At 45.6% G+C, this 22,453-nt stretch carries 21 protein-coding genes; 4 read left to right on the top strand and 17 right to left on the bottom strand.

Annotated elements, in window-relative coordinates:
- Positions 1-7: 7 nt before the first annotated feature.
- The 10 genes from BIZ39_RS01055 to trmJ form a co-directional block, all read right to left on the bottom strand.
- Positions 8-1,225 carry an aminotransferase class V-fold PLP-dependent enzyme gene (locus tag BIZ39_RS01055; protein WP_039231541.1) on the bottom strand — a complete coding sequence of 406 codons (1,218 nt, stop codon included), beginning with the start codon at positions 1,223-1,225 and terminating at the stop codon, positions 8-10.
- A complete protein-coding gene (gene sufD, locus BIZ39_RS01050) occupies positions 1,222-2,478 on the bottom strand; it encodes a Fe-S cluster assembly protein SufD (RefSeq protein ID WP_168463252.1) in 1,257 nt (418 codons plus the stop codon). The genes BIZ39_RS01055 and sufD overlap by 4 nt, the downstream gene beginning before the upstream one ends.
- On the bottom strand, positions 2,475-3,236 hold the full coding sequence (gene sufC / locus BIZ39_RS01045; RefSeq protein WP_014979831.1) for a Fe-S cluster assembly ATPase SufC: 762 nt from the start codon (positions 3,234-3,236) through the stop codon (positions 2,475-2,477). The genes sufD and sufC overlap by 4 nt, the downstream gene beginning before the upstream one ends.
- Before the next feature lie 3 nt (positions 3,237-3,239).
- Positions 3,240-4,676, bottom strand: a complete 1,437-nt coding sequence (sufB, locus tag BIZ39_RS01040) for a Fe-S cluster assembly protein SufB (RefSeq protein WP_014979832.1) — start codon at positions 4,674-4,676, stop codon at positions 3,240-3,242.
- A 394-nt stretch (positions 4,677-5,070) separates the two neighbouring features.
- A complete protein-coding gene (locus BIZ39_RS01035; RefSeq protein ID WP_187446149.1) occupies positions 5,071-6,237 on the bottom strand; it encodes an IscS subfamily cysteine desulfurase in 1,167 nt (388 codons plus the stop codon).
- Between the two features lie 18 nt (positions 6,238-6,255).
- Positions 6,256-6,741: a Fe-S cluster assembly transcriptional regulator IscR gene (gene iscR / locus BIZ39_RS01030; protein ID WP_014950178.1), complete on the bottom strand. Its 486-nt coding sequence runs from the start codon at positions 6,739-6,741 to the stop codon at positions 6,256-6,258.
- A 248-nt stretch (positions 6,742-6,989) separates the two neighbouring features.
- Entirely contained in the window at positions 6,990-7,901 is a 912-nt protein-coding gene (locus tag BIZ39_RS01025) for an alpha/beta fold hydrolase (RefSeq protein ID WP_187446148.1), read from the bottom strand.
- Between the two features lie 49 nt (positions 7,902-7,950).
- The gene (locus tag BIZ39_RS01020; RefSeq protein WP_187446147.1) at positions 7,951-9,405 is read right to left on the bottom strand and encodes a flavin-containing monooxygenase; all 1,455 of its coding nucleotides are present in this window, start codon (positions 9,403-9,405) and stop codon (positions 7,951-7,953) included.
- 168 nt (positions 9,406-9,573) lie between these two features.
- Positions 9,574-10,398, bottom strand: a complete 825-nt coding sequence (gene cysE, locus BIZ39_RS01015; protein WP_187446146.1) for a serine O-acetyltransferase — start codon at positions 10,396-10,398, stop codon at positions 9,574-9,576.
- Positions 10,399-10,403: 5 nt separating this feature from the next.
- A complete protein-coding gene (gene trmJ / locus BIZ39_RS01010) occupies positions 10,404-11,168 on the bottom strand; it encodes a tRNA (cytosine(32)/uridine(32)-2'-O)-methyltransferase TrmJ (RefSeq protein ID WP_014950182.1) in 765 nt (254 codons plus the stop codon).
- A gap of 255 nt (positions 11,169-11,423) precedes the next feature.
- Between trmJ and suhB the strand changes: the two genes are divergently transcribed.
- Positions 11,424-12,200 (top strand): inositol-1-monophosphatase, encoded by a 777-nt coding sequence (suhB, locus tag BIZ39_RS01005; protein WP_014950183.1) that lies wholly within the window; start codon positions 11,424-11,426, stop codon positions 12,198-12,200.
- Positions 12,201-12,394: 194 nt separating this feature from the next.
- Here suhB and BIZ39_RS01000 read toward each other — a convergent pair whose 3' ends face one another.
- The gene (locus BIZ39_RS01000) at positions 12,395-13,687 is read right to left on the bottom strand and encodes an acyltransferase family protein (RefSeq protein ID WP_187446145.1); all 1,293 of its coding nucleotides are present in this window, start codon (positions 13,685-13,687) and stop codon (positions 12,395-12,397) included.
- A gap of 109 nt (positions 13,688-13,796) precedes the next feature.
- On the opposite strand from BIZ39_RS01000, the gene BIZ39_RS22485 reads away from it, so the two are divergent.
- Positions 13,797-14,693 (top strand): LytR/AlgR family response regulator transcription factor, encoded by an 897-nt coding sequence (locus tag BIZ39_RS22485; RefSeq protein ID WP_187446144.1) that lies wholly within the window; start codon positions 13,797-13,799, stop codon positions 14,691-14,693.
- Between the two features lie 74 nt (positions 14,694-14,767).
- Here the strand turns inward: BIZ39_RS22485 and secF are convergent, their stop codons facing one another.
- From secF to BIZ39_RS22125, 6 genes are all read right to left on the bottom strand, one after another.
- Complete coding sequence (secF, locus tag BIZ39_RS00990; RefSeq protein WP_014977044.1) at positions 14,768-15,709, bottom strand: protein translocase subunit SecF; 942 nt, start codon at positions 15,707-15,709, stop codon at positions 14,768-14,770.
- 9 nt (positions 15,710-15,718) lie between these two features.
- On the bottom strand, positions 15,719-17,563 hold the full coding sequence (gene secD, locus BIZ39_RS00985) for a protein translocase subunit SecD (RefSeq protein ID WP_014950187.1): 1,845 nt from the start codon (positions 17,561-17,563) through the stop codon (positions 15,719-15,721).
- Positions 17,564-17,618: 55 nt separating this feature from the next.
- Positions 17,619-17,954 (bottom strand): preprotein translocase subunit YajC, encoded by a 336-nt coding sequence (gene yajC, locus BIZ39_RS00980; protein WP_014999069.1) that lies wholly within the window; start codon positions 17,952-17,954, stop codon positions 17,619-17,621.
- A gap of 24 nt (positions 17,955-17,978) precedes the next feature.
- Positions 17,979-19,091 (bottom strand): tRNA guanosine(34) transglycosylase Tgt, encoded by a 1,113-nt coding sequence (gene tgt / locus BIZ39_RS00975; RefSeq protein WP_014950189.1) that lies wholly within the window; start codon positions 19,089-19,091, stop codon positions 17,979-17,981.
- A gap of 173 nt (positions 19,092-19,264) precedes the next feature.
- Positions 19,265-20,311, bottom strand: coding sequence for a tRNA preQ1(34) S-adenosylmethionine ribosyltransferase-isomerase QueA (gene queA, locus BIZ39_RS00970; RefSeq protein ID WP_187446143.1), 1,047 nt, complete (start codon positions 20,309-20,311; stop codon positions 19,265-19,267).
- 434 nt (positions 20,312-20,745) lie between these two features.
- A complete protein-coding gene (locus BIZ39_RS22125; protein WP_014950191.1) occupies positions 20,746-21,021 on the bottom strand; it encodes a DUF6471 domain-containing protein in 276 nt (91 codons plus the stop codon).
- 268 nt (positions 21,022-21,289) lie between these two features.
- On the opposite strand from BIZ39_RS22125, the gene BIZ39_RS00960 reads away from it, so the two are divergent.
- On the top strand, positions 21,290-21,679 hold the full coding sequence (locus BIZ39_RS00960) for a DUF2170 family protein (protein WP_014950192.1): 390 nt from the start codon (positions 21,290-21,292) through the stop codon (positions 21,677-21,679).
- A 23-nt stretch (positions 21,680-21,702) separates the two neighbouring features.
- Entirely contained in the window at positions 21,703-22,383 is a 681-nt protein-coding gene (locus BIZ39_RS00955; RefSeq protein WP_014950193.1) for a PspA/IM30 family protein, read from the top strand.
- Positions 22,384-22,453 lie beyond the last annotated feature (70 nt).

Below are 22,453 nucleotides of genomic sequence, written 5' to 3'. Positions count from 1 at the left end.
TGCCTCCTTAGGCCAACATCATTTTTGCTTTTTTAAGCGCAGCAAATAAGCTGTCGACTTCTTCAAGCGTATTGTAAATTGAGAACGACGCACGAGCAGTACCCGGTATACCGAAGCGCTTCATTAGCGGCTGTGCACAGTTGTCACCGGTGCGGATCGCAACGCCTTGTCTATCGAGAATGAAGCCCACGTCCGCCGGGTGCGCACCTTCAAGTAGAAAGCTCAGCACGCCTACCTTATTAGGTGCCGTACCGATTATCCGCATACCGTCAAACGCTTCGGCCTGCTCTGTAGCATAGGCAAGCAGCTTTTGTTCATGTTCATGCAAAGCATTGACATCAAGAGCACTAAACCAATCTACTGCAGCGCCCATACCAATGGCACCTGCGATGTTTGGCGTACCGGCTTCTAATCGATTTGGCAATGCTCCCCATGTGGCTTCATGGTAGGTCACATCTTTGATCATCTCGCCGCCTACCTGCCAAACAGGCCAGGTTTCTAGCACCTCTTTTTTGCCCCACAGACAGCCAATGCCTGTTGGACCGAATAGCTTGTGGCCTGAAAACGCGTAAAAATCACAGCCAATGTCTTGTACGTCAACACCGCCATGAGCAATACCCTGTGCGCCATCAACCAGCACCCATGCGCCTACCGCTTTCGCTTTTTCAGTAAGCAGTTTAATTGGGTTCACCGTACCTAGTGCATTCGATACGTGAGGAAACGCCACTAGCTTTGTGTTTTCAGACAGCAGTCTATCGAAAGCGTCTACGTCTAACTCTCCGCTGTCGAAAATAGGTACAACATTTAGCGTTGCACCAGAACGGCGACACGCTTGTTGCCAAGTAACCAAGTTTGCGTGGTGCTCAAGCTCAGTCACCATCACTTCGTCACCTTCGCTTAGTAGCTGTCCAAGACCATTGGCGACTATATTGATGGCTTCTGTGGTGCCCGACGTCCAAATAACTTCTTCACGCGCTTTCGCGTTAATGAACTTTGCAACGCTGGTACGTGCATTCTCGTAACGGCGCGTGGCTTCATCCGATAAATGGTGCGCACCGCGGTGCACGTTTGCATTCGTCCCCGTGTAAAAATCTACTAAGGCGTCGATAACGGCCTGAGGTTTTTGTGTTGTTGCCGCATTATCTAGGTAGACCAGCGGCTTGCCGTCTACCGTTTTAGATAAAATAGGAAACTGGGCACGAAGTGCTGCAACGTCTAAGCTCATTTCACCTCCATTTGGGCGAAGCGCTCACTTAAAATTGGTGCTAGCCATTCACGGACTGCCGCATTAGGCACGTCATTTATAAGCTCTTGAATGAAGCCAAAGTTGAGCATTACCAGTGCTTTACTGCGAGAAACGCCGCGGGTAAGCATGTAATACAAGGCTTCTTCTTCAATTTCAGCAACCGTTGCACCGTGAGCACATTTTACGTCATCAGCATAAATTTCAAGCTCAGGCTTGGTATTGATAACGCCGCGGCGAGATAGCAACAAGTTGCGGTTATTAAGTTCAGCTAATGTCTTTTGCGCGTCGCGATGAATATGAATACGCCCGTTAAATACTGCTCGGGCCTTATCACCAACTATACCGCGCGCATTTTCTTCTGTTGTACCGTTAGGCATGGCGTGCTCAATGGTAGAGTGAAGGTCAAATAACTCGCCTTCCGCCAGAAGATAAATGGCGTTCATTTTCGCATCGGCAAATTCGCCGGCGTGATGAATATCTACATCTAAACGGGAAAGCTCACTTCCATAGCCCACCATGGTGCTGTTAAGCGTAGTGCGGTTATGAAGTTTGAAGTGGCTACCACCTAATTGCTTAGCTTGGCCGGTAAACATGGCAAAACGATAGTGTTCTAGATGTGCATTATCAGCCAAGTCATATTCAGCAAACGCTGTGGTTAAGCTTTCAGTATCGCCAAAACCTTGCTCGATAACAGTGGCGCTTGCGCCTTCAGCGACCTTCACCACCACACGCGTATGTGCATCAACATTTTGCGACGCCATGTTCACAATGCGCACTGGCGTGTCGATTTTCGCGCCTGCTTCAACATTAATAAATATACCGTGTTGGCACAGCGCATCGTTAACTAGACCAAACATATGACGGGTTGGTTTAACCTGACCGTATACACTGCTGATCGCTTGCTGCGTGGCAGTATCATCATTATTAAGCGACGTGATGCTCATGCCCGCTGGCACATCTAACGTGTTAACCTGCGTAACCAATACACCGTCTACAAATACAAGGTCGATAGCATCTAGGTTATCGATAGCGGGTACCGGTAGACTATCTGCCTGAACCGCTTGCTTCGCTTCACGCTTCTCAAGTGGCGTTAACGGTGTAAATCGCCAGCTTTCGTTTCTACGGGCTGGCCAACCATCAGCTTTTAACTTTTCTAAGGCCTGCTGACGCACGGGCGCTAAGTAATCGGAGATTTGCGCCGCATCAATGACCTGTTCTAGCCATTGACTCATGCTTCAGCCTCCTCGTACGCTTTACCTAGGAATGCGTATCCGCTCTTCTCAACTTCTAGCGCTAGTGACGCGTCACCGCTTTTCACGATTTTGCCGTCGGCAAGAATGTGAACAAAGTCAGGCTTGATGTAATCTAGAAGACGCTGGTAGTGGGTAACAACGATGAAGCTACGCTCACCGTCGCGCTGGCTATTAACACCATCGGCAACGACCTGAAGTGCATCAACGTCAAGGCCAGAGTCTGATTCATCTAGAATACAAAGCTTTGGCTCTAGCAAAATCATTTGCATGATTTCGTTACGCTTCTTCTCACCACCAGAGAAACCTTCGTTCACACCGCGCTTCAAGAAATCCAATGGAAGCTGTACCTGCTTGCACGCTTCTTTTGCTTTCTTTAAAAACTCAGCAGCTGTTAATGGCGCTTCGCCGCGCTGTTCGCGCATAGCGTTAACTGACTCTTTCATGAATTCCATATTGCTTACGCCAGGAATTTCAACTGGGTACTGGAACGCAAGGAAAAGGCCTTCGCGGGCACGTTCTTCTACTTCAAGTTCTAATAGGTCTTTACCGTTAAGCGTGGCTTCGCCTTCGCTTACTTCGTAACCATCACGACCAGATAGGACGTAGCCTAGTGTACTTTTACCGGCTCCGTTGGGGCCCATGATAGCGTGTACTTCACCAGGTTTAACTTCAAGGTTAAGACCTTTAATGATGTTTTTCTCTTCCACGCTGGCATGTAAATTCTTGATACTAAGCATTGATTACCCCACTGAACCTTCAAGACTAATTTCGAGCAGCTTGCCGGCTTCTACGGCAAATTCCATTGGCAGCTCTTTGAATACTTCTTTACAGAAACCGTTAACAATCATAGAAACGGCCTTTTCTGTGTCTAAGCCACGTTGCTGACACAGGAATAATTGTTCGTCGCTCACCTTCGATGTAGTTGCTTCGTGCTCAACAATGGCTGAAGGGTTGCGGCTTTCGATATACGGGAATGTGTGCGCGCCACATTTGTCACCGATAAGTAGCGAGTCACACTCGGTGAAGTTACGTGCTCCGTCTGCGCGAGGGCCCATTTGAACCAGCCCGCGATAGGCGTTATTACTGTTACCCGCTGAGATACCTTTAGAGATAATGGTCGACTTGGTATTTTTACCCACGTGGATCATCTTAGTTCCGGTATCAGCCTGCTGGCGACCGCGCGTTAGCGCTACTGAATAGAATTCACCTACACTGTTGTCGCCTTTAAGTACACAGCTTGGGTACTTCCACGTAACCGCAGAGCCGGTTTCAACCTGCGTCCACGAGATTTTGGCATTGGTATGCGCTACACCACGTTTTGTCACGAAGTTGTAGATACCGCCTTTACCGTTCTCGTCACCTGGGTACCAGTTTTGTACCGTTGAGTACTTAATTTGCGCGTCGTCCATTGCCACTAGCTCAACCACTGCCGCATGCAGCTGGTTTTCATCGCGCTGTGGTGCAGTACAACCTTCAAGGTAGCTTACGTAGCTGCCTTCATCAGCAACAATCAAGGTACGCTCGAACTGACCGGTGTTCATTTCGTTAATGCGGAAGTAAGTAGAAAGCTCCATTGGGCAACGTGTGCCTTTTGGAATATAGACAAATGAACCGTCAGTAAATACAGCGCTGTTAAGCGCAGCAAAGTAGTTATCTGTGCGCGGCACTACCGAACCAATGTATTTCTTTACAAGGTCTGGATACTTCTGAAGCGCTTCAGAAATTGGGCAAAAGATCACGCCCGCTTCTTCAAGCTTATCGCGGAACGTCGTAACAACCGATACCGAGTCGAATACCGCATCTACCGCAACGCCTGCCAGCATTTCCTGCTCGTGTAGAGGAATGCCCAGCTTTTCATAGGTGCGAAGTAGCTCAGGGTCAACTTCATCTAGCGACTTAGGCTTATCTTTCATACTCTTTGGTGCCGAGTAATAAGAAATGGCCTGATAATCGATTTTCGGATAGTCGACATGCGCCCAATCTGGCTCTTCCATTTCTAGCCATGCATGATAAGACTTCAAACGCCATTCAAGCATCCATTCAGGCTCGTTTTTCATTGCTGATATGCGGCGGATAACCGACTCGTCCAGGCCGCTTTCAAACGTTTCCGATTCGATTTCTGAATAGAAACCCGCATCGTACTTTCTTTCTAACGCCTGTTCGATCTGTTCACTCATGTTGGGATCTCACTTGTTTGCCTGCATTTGCTGCCACTAACCTTTTTACTTAACTGGCAAATAAATCACCCCACGGTCTTGGTAATTTATATCGACTTTCAACTTCAACAACGTCATTTATTTGGGTTTACGCCCCAAAGAGTTGTCAAAACTGCCAGTTACATTGCGGACAGCCTAAAATTTTGGTGCCGTAGTATATAATACCCGACTATTTCACTCAAATATTCAGCCATTAATTTATGGCCACTTACGCGTTTTACACGCTGCTTAAAGGTCAATTTCCTTCAAACGCGCATTAATTTTCTTCCACATTCACTAAAATAAAAAAGAATGCGCTAACACTAACTACGCTTTGCCTACTACAAAAACCCGCGCTCAACGACGGTATAGGCGTTTATGCTGAAACCGCTTGGCGTAGTCTTGTGGTTACATCCACTACTTTTTGTATTACGTAATCGATGTCTTCTTGGGTCGTAAAACGCCCTACGCTAAATCTAATTCCTGCATGCGCCAATTCGTTGCTGCGGCCAATCGCTTTTAACACATACGAAGGCTCTAAACTCGCTGACGTACATGCCGACCCTGAAGATACGGCAATATCATTTAAGCCCATCATCAAGCTTTCACCGTCTACACCCGCAAAGCTCACATTTAAAATACCCGGGATACGCTGTGTTGCGTGCCCATTTAAATAGATATCGTCGAGCTGTTGAAGGCCTTGCCACAGCGATTCACGCAGCGTTAATATGCGCGCACTATCCTCTTCCATTTTTGAAGAGGCTAGCGCGATGGCTTCACCCATTCCAACAATTTGGTGGGTGGCTAATGTACCCGACCGCATGCCGCGCTCGTGGCCCCCGCCATGAATTTGTGCAACCAGATTGATTTTAGGACGGCGACGCACATATAGCGCCCCCATACCTTTCGGGCCGTATAGCTTATGCGCCGATATAGACAGCAAATCTATAGGAAGCTCAGCTAAATCAATGGCAATTTTGCCCACACTTTGCGCACCATCCACATGAAAAAGAATGCCTTTGTCACGACAAAGCTGGCCAATAGCTTGAATGTCTTGGATAACGCCAAGTTCATTGTTCACATGCATCACCGACACCAGAATAGTGTCGTCGCGCAACGCGTTTTCGAGATCATTTAAATCAATTAACCCGTTCGGCTGTACTTCAAGATAGGTAACCTCAAAGCCTTGGCTTTGTAAGAACTCACAGGTATCCAACACCGCTTTATGTTCGGTGTTAACGGTAATGATATGTTTGCCTTTATTGGCATAACCTTGGGCGACGCCTTTTATAGCAAGATTGTTCGATTCAGTGGCCCCCGAAGTAAAAACAATTTCTCTAGGGTCGCAATTAAGCGCGTCGCTGATTTGATTTCTAGCAACATCAACCGCTTCTTCTGCCATCCAGCCGAAGCGATAACTACGAGAAGCTGGGTTACCAAAGTTGCCATCCAAGGTTAGGCATTTTGCCATTGCCTCGGCCACACTTGGGTCTACCGGTGTTGTTGCTGCGTAATCTAAATAAATGGGTGTTGATAAAGCCATGCGTTACTCAATACCAATTTAAAGTTGGATACTAACTTCAATATCTTTGGTGATATGACGAAGTGAGGCATTACCGTCTTGACGGTCGGCTACCTCTTGCACATCACGCTTTGCCATTAACTCGCCCAACGTAATTGAATTCAAAAACGCCGCAATGCGATCACTTAGGTCTTGCCACAAGCTGTGCGTTAGGCAGCGATCGCCGCCTTGACAGTCTGCTTGTCCTTGGCAACGTGTCGCATCAATGGACTCGTCGACGGCGCGAATGACTTCGCCTATCGCAATTTTGCTTGCTTCACGGCCTAACAAATAGCCGCCGCCAGGCCCGCGAACACTGTCTACTAATTGCTCTTTACGCAATCGAGAAAAAAGCTGTTCAAGGTAAGATAAAGAAATTTCTTGTCGTTCTGAAATGTCGGCAAGAGGCACTGGACCACGCTTTGAATGCAAAGCGACATCAAGCATTGCGGTAACCGCATAGCGCCCTTTCGAAGTGAGTTTCATTGGATTCTCCCGCCGTTTTATAGTGCGGGAATTTTCACATACCCGACTAAAATGGTCAAGTATAAGACCCAGTAAATTAGTCAGGTATTATTGATTCGATTCATCGCTTTTTTGTATCAGGACTTTCGTTTCGTTTAAGCACCATCCTATTAAGCACTATTAGGCGCAAAATTTGCGCGGAAAGGTCTGCTAATAAAAGGCGATGAATGGCTTATTTGAAGGGTAAATAATATTGGCGACCATAAGCGCTATTTGTTTGCATTTAAGTGAATATGAGCAAGAATACTGTCTGCTATCCGATGTGATTGAACGGTATCTATTTGATGGCGCAACCCACGCAATACTTGATGTTTAGCACCTGATATAGCTCTGGCTGTTGCAACACCGCCACTGGGATGCACCATGTGATCAACATCTCCGTGTATCACTAATGTTGGGGCTTTGACATTTTGAAGCATTGGCGTTCGGTCCCCGGATTTCATAATAGCACCGATTTGCCGGAACATCGCTTTTGCATCACTTTTACCACCATTGCGCTGCCATGCCAAACGCGCATACTGATGCCATTGGTTTACGGCTCCGTTTGCAGCTACATCGCCAATATGCGTCATCATTGCCTGATAGTTTTTTACTGCGTCATTTTCGTTCATTGGCGCTTTAGCTCTTGCCATTCGCCATAGCGTTGAATAAGAGGGTTGCCCTACGCGGCGATTTCCTGTCGTCGAAAAAATAGACGTCATAGATATCACTTTTTCAGGATGCATACTTGCAAAGGTCTGTGCAATCATCCCTCCCATAGACATTCCTGCGATATGTGCGCTTGTTATATTTAGCGCCTCTAACAACTGTGCAGTATCTTCAGCCATCCGCTCAAGTCCATATGCACCTTTCGGCGACCTTCCTCTTAACTGCTGTAACAGGCTGGGATGCGGTGTGTCGCTGCGTACTGACCTTCCTGCATCACGATTGTCAAAGCAAATAACGCGAAATCCACTGGCAACTAAACGCTCAATAAGCGCGTTTGGCCAATAAACCAACTGAAGACCTAAACCCACAATAAGTACAATGGTATCGGTATTTCCGACACCATGCTCGGCATAGCAAAACCTATCACCGCTTTTAAGCGTTACGTATTGCTCATGATGCTGGGCTAAACTCATTTAAAGCTCTCGTGATTTAATAAAAGTAAGTGTGCGTCTATTAAAATTTCTATTCAAACTTAAGCGCTGGGTCGTCTACACGGCCTTTCCGAAAAATTTTCACGTCTTGTGCATAATTGAACGACATAGACCAAGGAAACTGCATTCCTTGACGTGGCAATTGTTCTAAAGAGCGTTGGATGTAGCCAGCGCCAAAGTTTAGCAACGGTTGTGTTTCCATATTTGGGTCTGCTATAGGTGTACACTGTGTAAAGCCGTGCTCTTCCATATGATTGAGCAATCGCGTGAAATGTTCACATAGAAGGCCAATTTTTAGTGTCCACGATGAAGCTGTATAGCCCACCGCAATAGCAAAATTAGGCACGCCACTGAGTAACATACCTTTATACGTAACACATTCTGGAAGCGAAACAGCTTCACCATCAATTTTTGGCACTATCCCTCCTAAAGGCAGAAGGTTTAATCCGGTGGCTGTTACTATAATATCTGCTTCAATATGCTGGCCCGAATCAAGTTTAATGCCCGTTTCAGTAAACGTATCTATAGTATCTGTTGCAACCGACGCCTTACCTTTCGAAATTGACTCGAATAAATCTCCACCCGGAACTGCACACAGTCGTTGCTCCCAAGGATTGTAAGGTGGGTTAAAGTGTATATCTACTGGATATCCTTCGGGTAACATTTTTGCATTAAGACTGCGTATTATTTTGCGCGCACGATGCGGAAAGCGCTGACAAAATGCGTACACCCAACGCTGTTTCGCTATGTTAAACCAACGCGCAGCTTTAAACGCTGTATCCTCGCTAAACCACGCGCGTAAATGTTTTGCGATTGGATCATCTACGGGCACAGGCAATACGTAGGATGGCGTTCTTTGCAGCATAGTCACGTGCGATGCGCTTTTCGCTAGTGCGGGAACCAGCGTTACCGCCGTTGCACCGCTTCCGATTACCACTACGCGTTTGTTTTCGTATTCCAGATCTTCAGGCCAATGCTGTGGATGTACAATCTGGCCGTTAAATTGTGATTGCCCTTTGAAATGTGGTGCATAACCTTTATCGTATCGATAATAACCCGAAGCGTTAAATATCCATCTGGCGGCAATGTGCTCATGCTGCCCACTTTCTTCTGACTTTAACGTAACCCGCCAATAATGTTTATCGCTTTGCCAATCTATGTCTATCACTCGAGTTAAAAAACGTATGCGCTCTTTAATACCGTTTTCAGCCGCAGTTTCTTCAACGTAAGCCTTTATTGAACGACCATCAGCAATGGCCTTTTTCTCTTTCCAAGGTTTGAATTCGTAGCCAAAGGTGAATAAATCAGAATCTGAGCGTATTCCCGGGTATTTGAATAAATCCCATGTGCCGCCCAAATCACCGCGGGCTTCTATAATAGAATATGAAAGGTCAGGACATTTTTTTTGAATGTGGTAGGCGCAGCCGATACCCGAAATTCCGGCTCCAACAATTAGTACGTCGAGTAATTGCGCTGTTTCTTGCATAACGTCCCTGAAAAGTGATGATCAACCTTTCATCTCAATGTATGTTGGAGTTATGCATGAGTCAATGTGCTTGTTAATGTTTTGTAAAAACAAGCTTTTGTGAATTTTTACTATATAAGGGTGAAGGTTCTCGGCCTTAGCACCCGAAAATAGTATGCAAAATTAGAGTTAAATAGCGGGGTCGAAAGAAGAATGAGCCTTCTCTCGCTCTTGGGTTTCCTTTAGGTCGAAACCCGTTTCTGCGAAATCTTCAGCGCTAATATTGTGTAAATTATCGGTACACACATCGCCACCTAGTGACTGAATGACCTTGCACATCTCTTCCACTTTGGTGTCCATTTGGTGCATATGCTCTAGCATTATGCCCATCGCATTGGCCACAGGATCAGGGTTATCTGGCGCGACAGCATAGGCATCAAAACCATATTTCTGGGCAATTTTATCTCGCTCGGGGTTTACCGACGCATTCATCTCTTTTTGCTTCGAAATAATGATACGACCCGGGATTCCCACTGCCGTAGCGCCATCAGGAATATCTTTTACGACCACAGAGTTAGACCCTACTTTAGCGTTTTCACCTATAATAATAGGCCCTAACACTTTGGCACCAGCCCCAACTACCGCGCCTTTTTTAAGGGTTGGGTGGCGCTTACCTGCTCTCCAGCTAGTGCCTCCAAGAGTAACGCCGTGGTAAAGGGTGACATCGTCGCCAATTTCTGCAGTTTCACCAATGACCACACCCATACCGTGATCGATAAATACCCGTCGTCCTAACGTGGCACCAGGATGAATTTCAATCCCCGTAAGCCAACGGCTAAAGGTTGATAAACTGCGTGCCAACCATTTCCATTCAGCCTTCCATAGTTTGTGACTAATGCGATGCAGCCAGACTGCATGGAGGCCAGGATAGTTGGTTAGCACTTCAAAGGTGTTTCTGGCCGCTGGGTCGCGATGAAAAACACCTTGAATATCATCTTTTATACGGGCGAACATAGTGTTTACTCTTTTTCTTCTATCGCTGGTGCAGGGTCTGCATCGCCTGAGTTAGCATTCTTCACCGATTTATCGATAGACGCCAATATACCGCGCAATATATTAAGCTCTTGAGACTCAGGGCGTGCTCGGTTAAACAAGCGGCGCAGCTTAGTCATAACCACACCCGGGTGACTTTTGCGAATGAATGACGTGCCTTCTAGCGTGGTTTCCAAATGCGTATAAAAACGCTCTAAATCGTCATTCAGTGGATATTCTTCCTCAACACTTGGATATGTTTCGCGATTTAGATAGGCCATGCGAATTTCATAACAAAGGGTTTGCACTGCTGCTGCTAAATTAAGTGAGCTGTATTCAGGGTTGGCTGGAATACACATATGGAAGTGACACTGCTGCAGCTCTTCATTAGTTAAACCACTGTTCTCACGCCCAAACACCAAGGCTACCGGGTACTTTTCTACTTCTTGGACCAGTTTTTCGCCACAGTCGCGCGGGCCTAACATAGGCCATGAATGAGTGCGAGAGCGTGCTGACGTGCCTACTACCAAGCCACAGTCTTTAACTGCCTCTTCCAGCGTGCTTACAATTTTCGCATTAGCAAGCACATCACCAGCCCCTGCCGCCAATGCACTGGCTTGGCCGTCTGGCTCATTTACTGGGTCGACAAGATATAAGCTGCTCAGCCCCATGGTTTTCATAGCTCTTGCTGTCGAGCCGATGTTTCCCGTGTGAGACGTGTTAACTAAAATAATGCGAATATTCTCGAGCATGCGTGTAATACCTACGTACTTATTTGGATAGCGTCTTTAATTCGATAATACGCGCTTTCGGCGTGCTATCTTACAGACCTTAATAGCGTGAAGTTTAACACAGCGGCAGTATAGATGGCTATTCACGCTATTGTGCTGGGATTTCATTTGCATCGCGCATAGATTCTGGTAGACTCCGCCCGTTTTCGAAAACAACTAGCTATTTTTTGTACAGTTAGTTTGTTTCATTGGTCTTTTACAATTGGTGGTTTATCTATGCATCCTATGCTGAATATTGCGGTGCGCGCTGCGCGTGCGGCTGGAACAGTTATTGTTCGTGGTTTTGAAAAACATAATGAAGTAGCAACAGAGTCAAAAGGCTTAAACGACTTCGTTACTCAAGTTGATAAAGAAGCAGAACAAGCAATTATTGCCAAAATTCAGCAGTCTTACCCGAACCATTGCTTCCTAGGTGAAGAATCGGGTGAAGTTTTGGGCACAGAAACTGATTATCAGTGGATCATCGATCCACTAGATGGCACCACTAACTTTGTAAAAGGCATTCCTCACTTTGCCGTTTCAATTGCACTTCTTCACAAAGGTCGCTTAGATCAAGCGGTTGTTTTCGACCCAATTCGCAGCGAACTATTCACCGCGAGCCGTGGTCAAGGCGCGCAGCTTAACGGTTATCGTATTCGTGCTTCTAAGCCTCGTGACCTTTCTGAAACCATTATTGCTACTGGCTTACCGTTTAAGAACAAATCTCAGTTTGGCGAGTATGCACTAAGCTTAAACAAGATTTTCCACGAAGTGGGTGACATTCGCCGCGCAGGTAGTGCTGCGCTAGACCTTGCTTACGTTGCAGCCGGCCGCCACGACGGTTACTGGGAGCGAGGCATTAAATCTTGGGATATCGCAGCAGGTGAGCTTATTGTTCGTGAAGCTGGCGGCTTGGTAACTGACTTTAAAGGCGGTAACGATCCACTTCACAAAGGCGAAATTGTTGCTGGTAGCGTGAAGGTTGTTCAAGGCTTAGTGAAGCATCTTAAGTAAGAAGCACCTTAAATAAGAAGCATCTTAAATAAATCGCTCGTAAGCACATAAACTGAGCCGATAAACCAAGCACAGTTAAACAGTAAAGGCGCTATGACACGAATGACGTGACATAGCGCCTTTTTCTTTTTCTCACTTATTGGTTTCGTTATACCTGCGGTAACACACCGCGATTACGAACACTTTACCTCTCGCTAAGTGGCTAATGAGCTATGCGGACTGGTGTTTAACTTTAGGCCAAATAAAAATCTAAGTATTAAAAAGCGCTTGGCGACTTCGTATGTCAGTGCGCACCCCACAACGGTTATTAGCGTTATTAAAATAAATTCTCCGAGTGTCGACGATACACGGGAGCTCAAAAAGAACGCCGCCACCACAATTATCGTTTGATGCACCATATAGTATGGCAACACGCCTTTGTTCAAATAGCTCACCACCTTACTCGGGTTAGACAAATATTTTCGACCGAACCCCAATATTGCTGCCAACCATGCCCAGTGATTAAGTACAACGATTACACCAACCAAAACACGAAACCCAGGCGACGACTCTATTAACTGCCCTGTAGGGCCTAGCAAGTCGTGACGGTCTAAAATTATGACGCTGTAAAGTACTATCGCAATGGTTAAGCTTACGTAACGGGACCTCATAATTGCAGCATACAATGCGGGTCTAAGCGCGACCACAATACCTACCAGCATCACAAAAAAGTACTTTGCATGACTATACCAATCATTAAGCAAGTCGTGCGACGTGGGATATGCTACTCGTAGTTCCAGCCATATGGCAGTCATGATCGTAACCACTAACACGCTAAACAGCGCCAAACTATCGAGTACTCTCAACGCCCTTACTTCCACAAATCTGATAAGCGGGAAAAACAGCAATATGAATGCGCTATACACAAAAAGGTAAGGTAGAAACCAAAGGTGATTCCACGTCAGTAAGCCAATTACCGATTGTTTGTCGATAAACAAGTCAGTATTTGGATTAATGTAAACAACGTAGAACTCGCTAAACGGTATGGCTAGTGTTTCGCTTACTGTCCACTCTACATAAACTTGTGGCGCGACGATAACAAACATACCGAAAACAAGAGGAATTAATATCCGCAACGCCCTCTTCCCCAGTAGTGAAAGAGATACACGCCAGCGAGAGGTCGTTTGGCCATAAGCGCGGCGCAGCACGACGGTAAATACCATGGCAGAAATCAAAAATAATAAAGACATACGCCATTGGTTGGTCAATATCATCACGTCTTGTAGTAGTGGAAATTGCACGTCGCTTTTTATATGCCAGCCCCACTCTAAAACGTAATACATTCCGATGTGATAAAAAATGAGTACACCAAATGCGATGACACGCAGCGCATCCAACTCGAAATAACGCTGAGTGACAGGACTCTCGACCACGGCCGTCTCTCTCGCCTCCCCCTTTGAAGCTCTATTAACAAACGTTGCTTCCTGACCAACATATGCTTGCGTCAATGTCCTCACTCCTATTCAATAGTGTTTAACTAACGTGTTGCATCTAATGTGATAGACGTCCGACAGCAAACGCCTAAGTGACGAGAATTAAGGGAAAAAGGGTTGAGCGGTGAATAACTGGGATGAAAAATGGAGTCAGTTTCTTAGGGATTCTGAATCAAAACATAAATACGCTGCATTTGTTTTGCTTACAGCCTATTTGTTTATAAACAATTCAATCAATGCTGCGTCTAGTTGGACTGAATTTTCTCGAAGCGACAATAACAGCGTAGCACTTTGGGAGCCGTACGTTTGGGAATACTCGAGTGCTTTGAGCACCGCTTTGCTCGTCATCCCATTAATTATCGCTATACGTACACTCGATCAGAAAGTAAAAGGGGGAGCGACATGGCTTGGGTGGCATTTTGCCTTCGCCAGTTTATTTTCGGTAGCCCATGTATCATTAATGGTAGCATTTCGGAAGCTCGTCTATTTATTCTCTGAACGCAATTATGACTTTGGGATATGGCTCAATGAGTTCATCTACGAATATCGAAAGGATGTATGGGGCTATATTACTCTGATTACTTTTTACTATATTGCACGGTTTGGCTATCAACGCTTAATTGGTGAAGCATCACCTATTACACGCGACACATCACAGGTAACGAATGACAACGTGGCCAGCACCTTACCTGACTATTTATTGGTGAAAAAGCTCAATAAGGAGTTTTTGGTTCAAGTCACTGACATACAGCGAGTAGAAGCCTCAGGAAATTACATTAACCTTCATACTCACGTGGGCATTTACCCCTTGCGTTATACCCTTGGCCGGTTTTGTGAAGAAGGAGCGCATCAAGGCTTTATGCGAGTGCACCGGTCGCACGCAGTGCGAATACCTGCCATTGTGTCTATAAGTTATGAAGAAACAGGGGATGGAACAATAATGCTCAATAACGGTCAATCAGTAGCGCTTTCCAGGCGATATAAAGATGATCTGAAACAAGCATTAGCCCCCAATCAATAGTAAATTCCACTTTTGATAAAGCATAAAAAAACCGCATCGTAGATGCGGTTTTTGTACGTTTCAAGCGTGTAAAACTAAGGCATAGGATCTAAATCTGCGCCTTCCTTTTCCACTTGTGGTGGCATTAGGTCTTCTTTACTAATACCCAATGCAAGTGCCACTGAACTTGCGATATACACCGATGAGTAAGTACCTACCACTACACCAAACAGCAATGCTGTTGCAAATCCGTGAATAAGTGCACCACCCTTGTAGAATAATGCAACCAATACCAACACCGTGGTTAATGAGGTGATGATAGTACGGTTTAGGGTTTGCGTTAGCGAGATATTGATAATCTCAACAGGCTCACCTTTACGAATTTTGCGGAAGTTCTCACGAATACGGTCACACACAACGATGGTATCGTTAAGTGAATAACCAATTACCGCTAGTACCGCTGCAAGTACCGTAAGGTCAAACTCGATTTGAAGTACTGAAAACAAACCCAGCGTAAGTATAACGTCGTGAGCTAGTGCCGACACTGACCCTAAAGCGAATCGCCATTCAAATCGCATCGCGACATAAACCAGAATACACAAGAGTGCAACTAGCATCGCAAGGCCGCCCTGCTCAGTAAGCTCTTCACCTACGTTAGGACCTACGAACTCGATACGACGCATATCAACCTCAGTACCGTCAGCACGCAAGGCAGCTAGTACCTGTTCACCAATAGTCACGGCTTTAACGCCATCACGAGGAGCAATGCGGATAAGTACATCTTGGCTGCTGCCAAAGTTTTGTACTATGGCATCTTCAAAATTCGCTTCGTTTAGCTGGGCGCGAATGCCTTCTAAGTTAGCAGCGTCCTCATAGCCAACTTCAATTAGCGTACCGCCAGTGAAGTCTAGCCCCCAGTTAAGGCTATTAACGCCTAGCGACACGAACGAACCTAAAATGAGTACCGTTGATAACACCATCGCAGGAATGCGAAGGCGCATAAAATTGACGGTATCGGATAGTTTTAATAATTGCATGTTACTTCCTTAAATCGCCAATTTCTCTACGCGTCGACCGCCCCATACTGCGTTAACAATAACGCGCGTAACTAGGATTGCGGTAAACATCGAGGTTGCTATACCAATCATCAGTGTAATCGAGAAGCCTTTAATTGGGCCTGTGCCCACGGCAAACAGGATTAAGCCTGCAATGAAGGTGGTAATGTTAGCATCTAGAATGGTAGAAAAAGCACTGTCGTAACCCTGATGAATGGCATGCTGTGGGCTGCGGCCATCACGTATCTCTTCTCGTATACGCTCAAAGATAAGCACGTTTGCATCTACCGCCATACCAACGGTCAGTACAATACCTGCCATACCCGGTAGCGTAAGCGTTGCACCAGGGATCATCGACATAATGCCCACAATCATAACTAGGTTTGTAATCAGAGCGATGTTCGCTACCACACCAAACGCTTTGTAGTAAATCAACATGAAAACAAGTACCGCTGCCAGACCATACATAATAGCTTGCATCCCCAGCTCGATGTTCTCTTTACCCAAGCTTGGTCCAACCGTACGCTCTTCAACAATTTGAATTGGCGCAATCAGTGCACCTGCACGAAGTAGCAACGCTAAGTCACGGGCTTCTTTCGGTGAATCAAGACCTGTGATTTGGAACTTGCTACCCAGCTGCGCACGAATAGTCGCAACCGAGATAACTTGCTCGTGTTTTTCAAACACTAGCTTGCCGTCTTTGTTACGTTCGCCAGTCGACTTGTATTCGATAAACACCGTAGCCATTGGTTTACCAATATTGCCACGGGTTGAGCGAGACATCTTATTACCGCCTTCAGAATCCAGCGAGATGTTTACGTTCGGAAGTCCATATTCATCAACACCGCTATTCGCATCAATAATATGGCTACCGGTAAGCATAATACGCTTTTCAAGAAGCTGAGGAATGCCTTGCTGATCTTCAATCACTTGAGAGCCAGGAGGAACGCGGCCGTTCAATGCATCACGGATATCGTTCTTCTGATCTACCATGCGAAATTCTAGTGTTGCTGTGGCATTAAGAATCTCTTTCGCACGGGCGGTGTCTTGAATACCTGGAAGCTGCACAACAATGCGATCAGCACCTTGCTTTTGTACAAGCGGCTCAGCCACACCAAGTTGGTTTACACGGTTGCGAATAATGGTAATGTTTTGCTTAACCGCGTTGTCGCGAATTTCCTGAAGCTTGCTTTCAGCAAAAATAGCGCGAAGCGTTAAGTCGTCCACCTGGTTAAAGGTTAGGTCGCGACTTTGGTTGCGCAAAAAGAACTCTGCCTTGTCTAGCGCATCTTCATCACGGAACGTAATGTCGATATGATCGTCAACCTGTTTTACACCGCGATAACGAATGCCTTCTTCACGCAGTGAAGTACGGAAACCACCCTCTGCGTCTTCTAGCGACTTAGCAATCACTTCGGTCATATCCACTTCCATCAAGAAGTGAACACCACCGCGAAGGTCAAGACCTAGCTTCATTGGCGCGCCACCTAGGCCTTCAAGCCATTCTGGCGTGTCAGGGGCAAGGTTCATAGCCACGTAGTAGTCATCACCAAGCGCCTTTTCAAGCGTTTCGCGCGTTACAAGCTGGGTGTCAGAATCCGAAACGCGAACTAATATTTGTTCGTTCTCAAACTCAACACGTTTTGGAGAGATATTCTTTTCACTTAGCGCGGCTTTTACTTGTTCCACAGTGGCGTCAGTTACCACAGCGTCACGGCCTGCTGAGATTTGTACGGCGTGATCTTCACCGTAAATGTTAGGAAGCGCATAAAGTGCACACATTGCAACCACAATGAGTGCACTCAGTACTTTCCAAATAGAGTTTTTGTTTAGCACTGGATAATCCTTTCGTGCCAGTACCGGGAAGCGTCCCGGCCCCGGCTTTTGTTACTTACAGTGACTTCATCGTGCCTTTAGGCAGCACAGCAGTTACTGAAGACTTCTGAACAACGATGTTGTTTGAATCGTTAAGTGCAACTTCAATGAAGTCTTTTTCTTCTGACACTTTAGTGATTTTTCCTACCAAACCACCTTGTGTTAACACTTCATCGCCTTTGCTAAGTGACGATACTAGGTTTTTATGCTCTTTTACACGCTTAGCCTGTGGACGGTAAAGCAAGAAGTAAAAGATTAAACCAAATACAGCTAGCATGATGATCATTTCCATGCCGCCACCTTGCGGCGCACCAGCAGACTGTGCGTAAGCGTTAGAGATAAATAGGCTCATAAAATTCCCCAAATATTATCGTTGTTATAGTGCCGGAACCGGCAACCCTTTTTGTTCATAAAATTCTTGTACAAACTCATCAAGCGTACCTGCGTCAATCGCATCGCGAAGACCCTGCATCACACGCTGATAGTAGCGAAGGTTATGGATGGTGTTTAAGCGCGCACCCAGGATTTCGTTACACTTGTCCAAATGATGTAGATAAGAGCGAGAATAGTTTTTACAAGTGTAGCAATCACAATTCTCATCTAATGGCGAGGTGTCGTTTCTGTGTTTCGCATTGCGAATCTTCACTACGCCTTCAGTCACAAACAGGTGACCGTTTCGGGCGTTACGCGTTGGCATTACACAGTCAAACATATCGATGCCGCGACGCACAGACTCTACCAAATCTTCAGGTTTACCCACGCCCATTAAATAGCGAGGTTTATCTTCCGGAATTTTAGGCGCGGTATGATCGATAATGCGGATCATATCTTCTTTCGGCTCACCTACTGAAAGACCACCAATGGCGTAACCGTCGAAGCCAATAGCTTCAAGGCCAGCAAGTGAAACGTCGCGCAGACCTTCGTACATACCGCCTTGAATGATACCAAACAGTGCTGCTGGGTTATCGCCATGGGCTTCTTTACTACGTTTGGCCCAACGTAGCGACATTTCCATTGAAACGCGCGCTTCTTGTTCAGTAGCGGGGTACGGCGTGCACTCATCAAAAATCATCACGATGTCAGAGCCCAAATCGCGCTGAACTTCCATCGATTTTTCAGGCGTAAGTAAGATCTTTTCGCCGTTTATCGGAGAGCGGAATGTTACACCTTCTTCGGTAATTTTACGCAAATCACCCAAGCTAAACACTTGGAAGCCACCCGAATCCGTAAGGATTGGCTTGTCCCAATTCATGAAGTCATGTAGGTCGCCATGCTGGCGAATAATGCCTGTACCAGGACGAAGCATCAGGTGAAACGTGTTTCCAAGACAGATGTGTGCACCGCTGTCTTTTAATTCTTCAGGGGTCATTCCCTTAACAGTACCGTATGTACCTACGGGCATGAACGCTGGGGTTTCAACAACACCGCGTTCAAACACCAAACGACCGCGTCGTGCTCGGCCTTCGGTTTTTAACAACTCAAATTGCATGTGAAAGCATTCCCACTTTGGTGCGCTTTTGCGCTGGGTATAAAAATAAATTGGCGGCGATTATACCAGTAATTCGGCTGAGATCATGCCCCGTATCTATGTTTATCTGTAACTAAGCTAGAAAGGCCTGCAAAACACCGATTTAAACGCCTAATGTCCTTGAGCAATTGTGCTTAGGCGCGTTCAATAAACATAGAATCACCGTAGCTAAAGAATCGATATTCTTTCTCTATCGCTTCTTGATACGCCTTCATGACATTCTCTTTGCCAGCAAACGCGCTAATTAACATCATTAGCGTGGACTCTGGAAGGTGAAAATTGGTGAACATTGCGTCTACCACTTTAAACTCAAAACCAGGGTAGATAAAAATCTCAGTATCTTCGTTAAATGGCGCAATAACTTCCTCGTCACCGCGCTCTGCACTTGCCTTTGCCGCTGACTCCAAGGAGCGTACTGACGTGGTACCCACTGCAATAACACGTTTACCGTTGGCCTTTGTGGTTAGAACAGCGTCAACAACGTCTTGCGGTACTTCGGCGAACTCTGCGTGCATTTTGTGCTCTTGAATATTGTCAACGCGCACAGGCTGAAACGTACCCGCGCCAACGTGTAAAGTTACAAAGGCCAAATTCACGCCTTTTTCTTTTAACGCAGCCAGTATTGCATCGTCAAAGTGTAGCCCTGCAGTAGGCGCCGCAACCGCGCCCGGCTTTTGATTGTAAACGGTTTGATAGCGCTCTTTGTCTGAACTTTCATCGGGACGGTCGATGTAAGGAGGTAGCGGCATGTGGCCATGGGCTTCTAGCAGCGTTAATACGGTCTCATCGTGGTCAAACTGTAAAATAAATAGCGCATCGTCTCGCCCTGTCACCGTAACATTCACTTTTTCTTCAAGAATCAGCTTAGATCCAGGCTTAGGCGCCTTGCTCGCGCGAACATGCGCTAACGCTGTATTGTCTGATGTTATACGTTCGATCAGCACTTCAACCTGTCCGCCCGTTTCCTTTTTGCCCAGTAAGCGTGCAGGAATAACCCGCGTATTGTTGAACACCAAGAGGTCGCCTGGCTCTACGAATTTCAGCATGTCAGCGAACATTGTATGCGCCACAATGCCTGTCTTCCCGTCTAAATGTAACAAGCGGCTCGCTGTACGTTCCTGAGTTGGGTATTTGGCGATAAGTTTTTCGGGTAGCTCGAAGCTAAAATCTGATAGTTTCATAAATACGACTAAATTACGGCATAAAAGTTAGACAAAAGTAGAATATTAAGTGCTATTTAAGTTGAAACTAAAGGCTAATAAAAATAGATTTATAGATTAAACCAAAGTCAAAACAAAAACAAAAATCCTTACTTATCAAAAATTTAAAAAATAACGTATATTATAAAATAACTTTATATTGAACAACATACGTACAATTCAATTTATTAAATAGCACTTAACTCCTTAAACGGTTAAGATACCTGCAGATAGTGATGATGTTCTCCCATAAACATTCCTTATCATTCGTACCCAGCACTTGCTGGGTATTTTTTTATCTGCTTATTTTCCCTGCCTACCTTCACTCATCGCAACGTTATTGCGAAGCTTCGATTCCTCTGCGCGACAGGTTAGTTGAATATCGATATCTTATAAACGGCGGTATTTTACGCTGTTTATTGCTGAAGATCAGTTAAGATTTCCTCTAAAAGCGCCGCATCTAATGGACGCGCCTTCAACACGTACAAAATCTGCAGAAGTAAATCGGCGCCCATAATACCTTTATTTACCTTATTTCTAAGGTTATCTGCGCTTTGCTCCACGCCAATCTCTTCCAGCCTTTGACTTAACGCTTGATATTTTACGCCGCGCACAGACATCTCAGATTTCACGACTCTTGCTACCGTTTGCCGCCACGCATTTTTAGCACCTTGCGTATTTCCAGTGTTCACACAGCCTCCAAAAACCACACAAATGTGATATATATTTTACAAAAACACACTTTTTTACACTTATAGCATGTATTTAATGTTGACGATTATGGCACAACAGGTCTACACTGCAAGTCTAGATATTGGCGAAGATGAAAATAGTCGTTACAGTAACTTCGGTGGTTAATACAGCAAAGTATCTGTTTTCAATAAAGTGCAGTTGTATAACACACCACTTACACGACATTCATTTTCACAACTATCGCTTCAATAATTAAAGGAGAAAGGTATGAGCTGGGAACTGGAAAGCATCGAAGCCTTATTTAAAGAGCATGATGACTTTGTGGTAACACGTGAGGAAAACTGCTTACTTATTGCTAATCAAGACGGCATAGATGCCTGGCTTGCTATCAGCGGAGAGCAGATCTTAGTAGAGAGTCTTTTGTTTGCAGCGTCGGAAGTAAAAGATAAGCCAGCGCTAGATCATGAAATATTGTCTACTCATATGGTGTTCCCTTTGACCACGGTAGGCATTTCAAACATTGGTGGTGAAGAGTACTACACTGCCTTTGGTGCGCTAAGTGCCCAGTCAAAAGCCGAAAGTATCGTTATTGAAGTGGAAACCCTGTTTCAGAATGTTGCATCTTTCTTAGATGCCTACGAAACACACCTTAACTAAAATTTACTTCTAAGGAGAAGCGAATGTCAGTGTGGAAAAAATTAGTAACTGCAGTAAAAGGTGGTGCAACCGAAGCTGCTCAATCTGTCGTAGACAGTCAGGCTATTCGAATTCTGGAACAAGAAATTAGAGAAGCCAAAGAAGAATTGCGTAAGTCAGACCATGCACGTACCCAAATCTTGGCAAAGTGTAAACTTTCTCAGCAAAAAGTGGATAGCTTCAATTCGTCAATTGCGGAATACGAAGCTCACGCGCGCAAGGCCATCGATAGCGACCGCCAACTCGCGCTAGACTGTGCGCAAAAGGTGTCTGAACTTAAAGAAGAACGAGACCAAGAACAAACATATCTTGATCAGTTCCAGCAGTCAGAAAAGCAGCTGGCACAAAATATCCAACAGGCGAAAGCGAATTTACGTCGCTTAGAGCAGCAAGTGGATATGGTAAAAGCCACTGAAAGCGTTCAGAAGGCGCAAGTGGCGGTTTCTTCACGCCACATGGGTGCGAATAGCAAAATGAAAACGGCGACAGAGTCACTGTCACGTATTCAAGATAAGCAAAAGATGCGCAATGCTGAGCTACAAGCTGCAGAAGAGTTAGCAAATAATGAATCGAGCAGCGATCTAGAAAAACGTCTAGCCGAAGCGGGCATTAAAGGGGGTAAAACCTCGGCCGATGACGAGCTAGCGCGAATTCTAGGCAAGTAAGTGAGAAAAATGGGAGCTACGCGCTCCCATTTTTAATTCTTGTTACAATAATTTCCTGCGTAAATTACCG

The organism is Alteromonas sp. BZK5 (genome assembly GCF_014349115.1).
In the GTDB taxonomy this organism is placed as follows: domain Bacteria; phylum Pseudomonadota; class Gammaproteobacteria; order Enterobacterales; family Alteromonadaceae; genus Alteromonas; species Alteromonas macleodii.
Note: the sequence above shows the minus strand (reverse complement) of the source record. Positions and strands in the feature narration are given on the sequence as shown.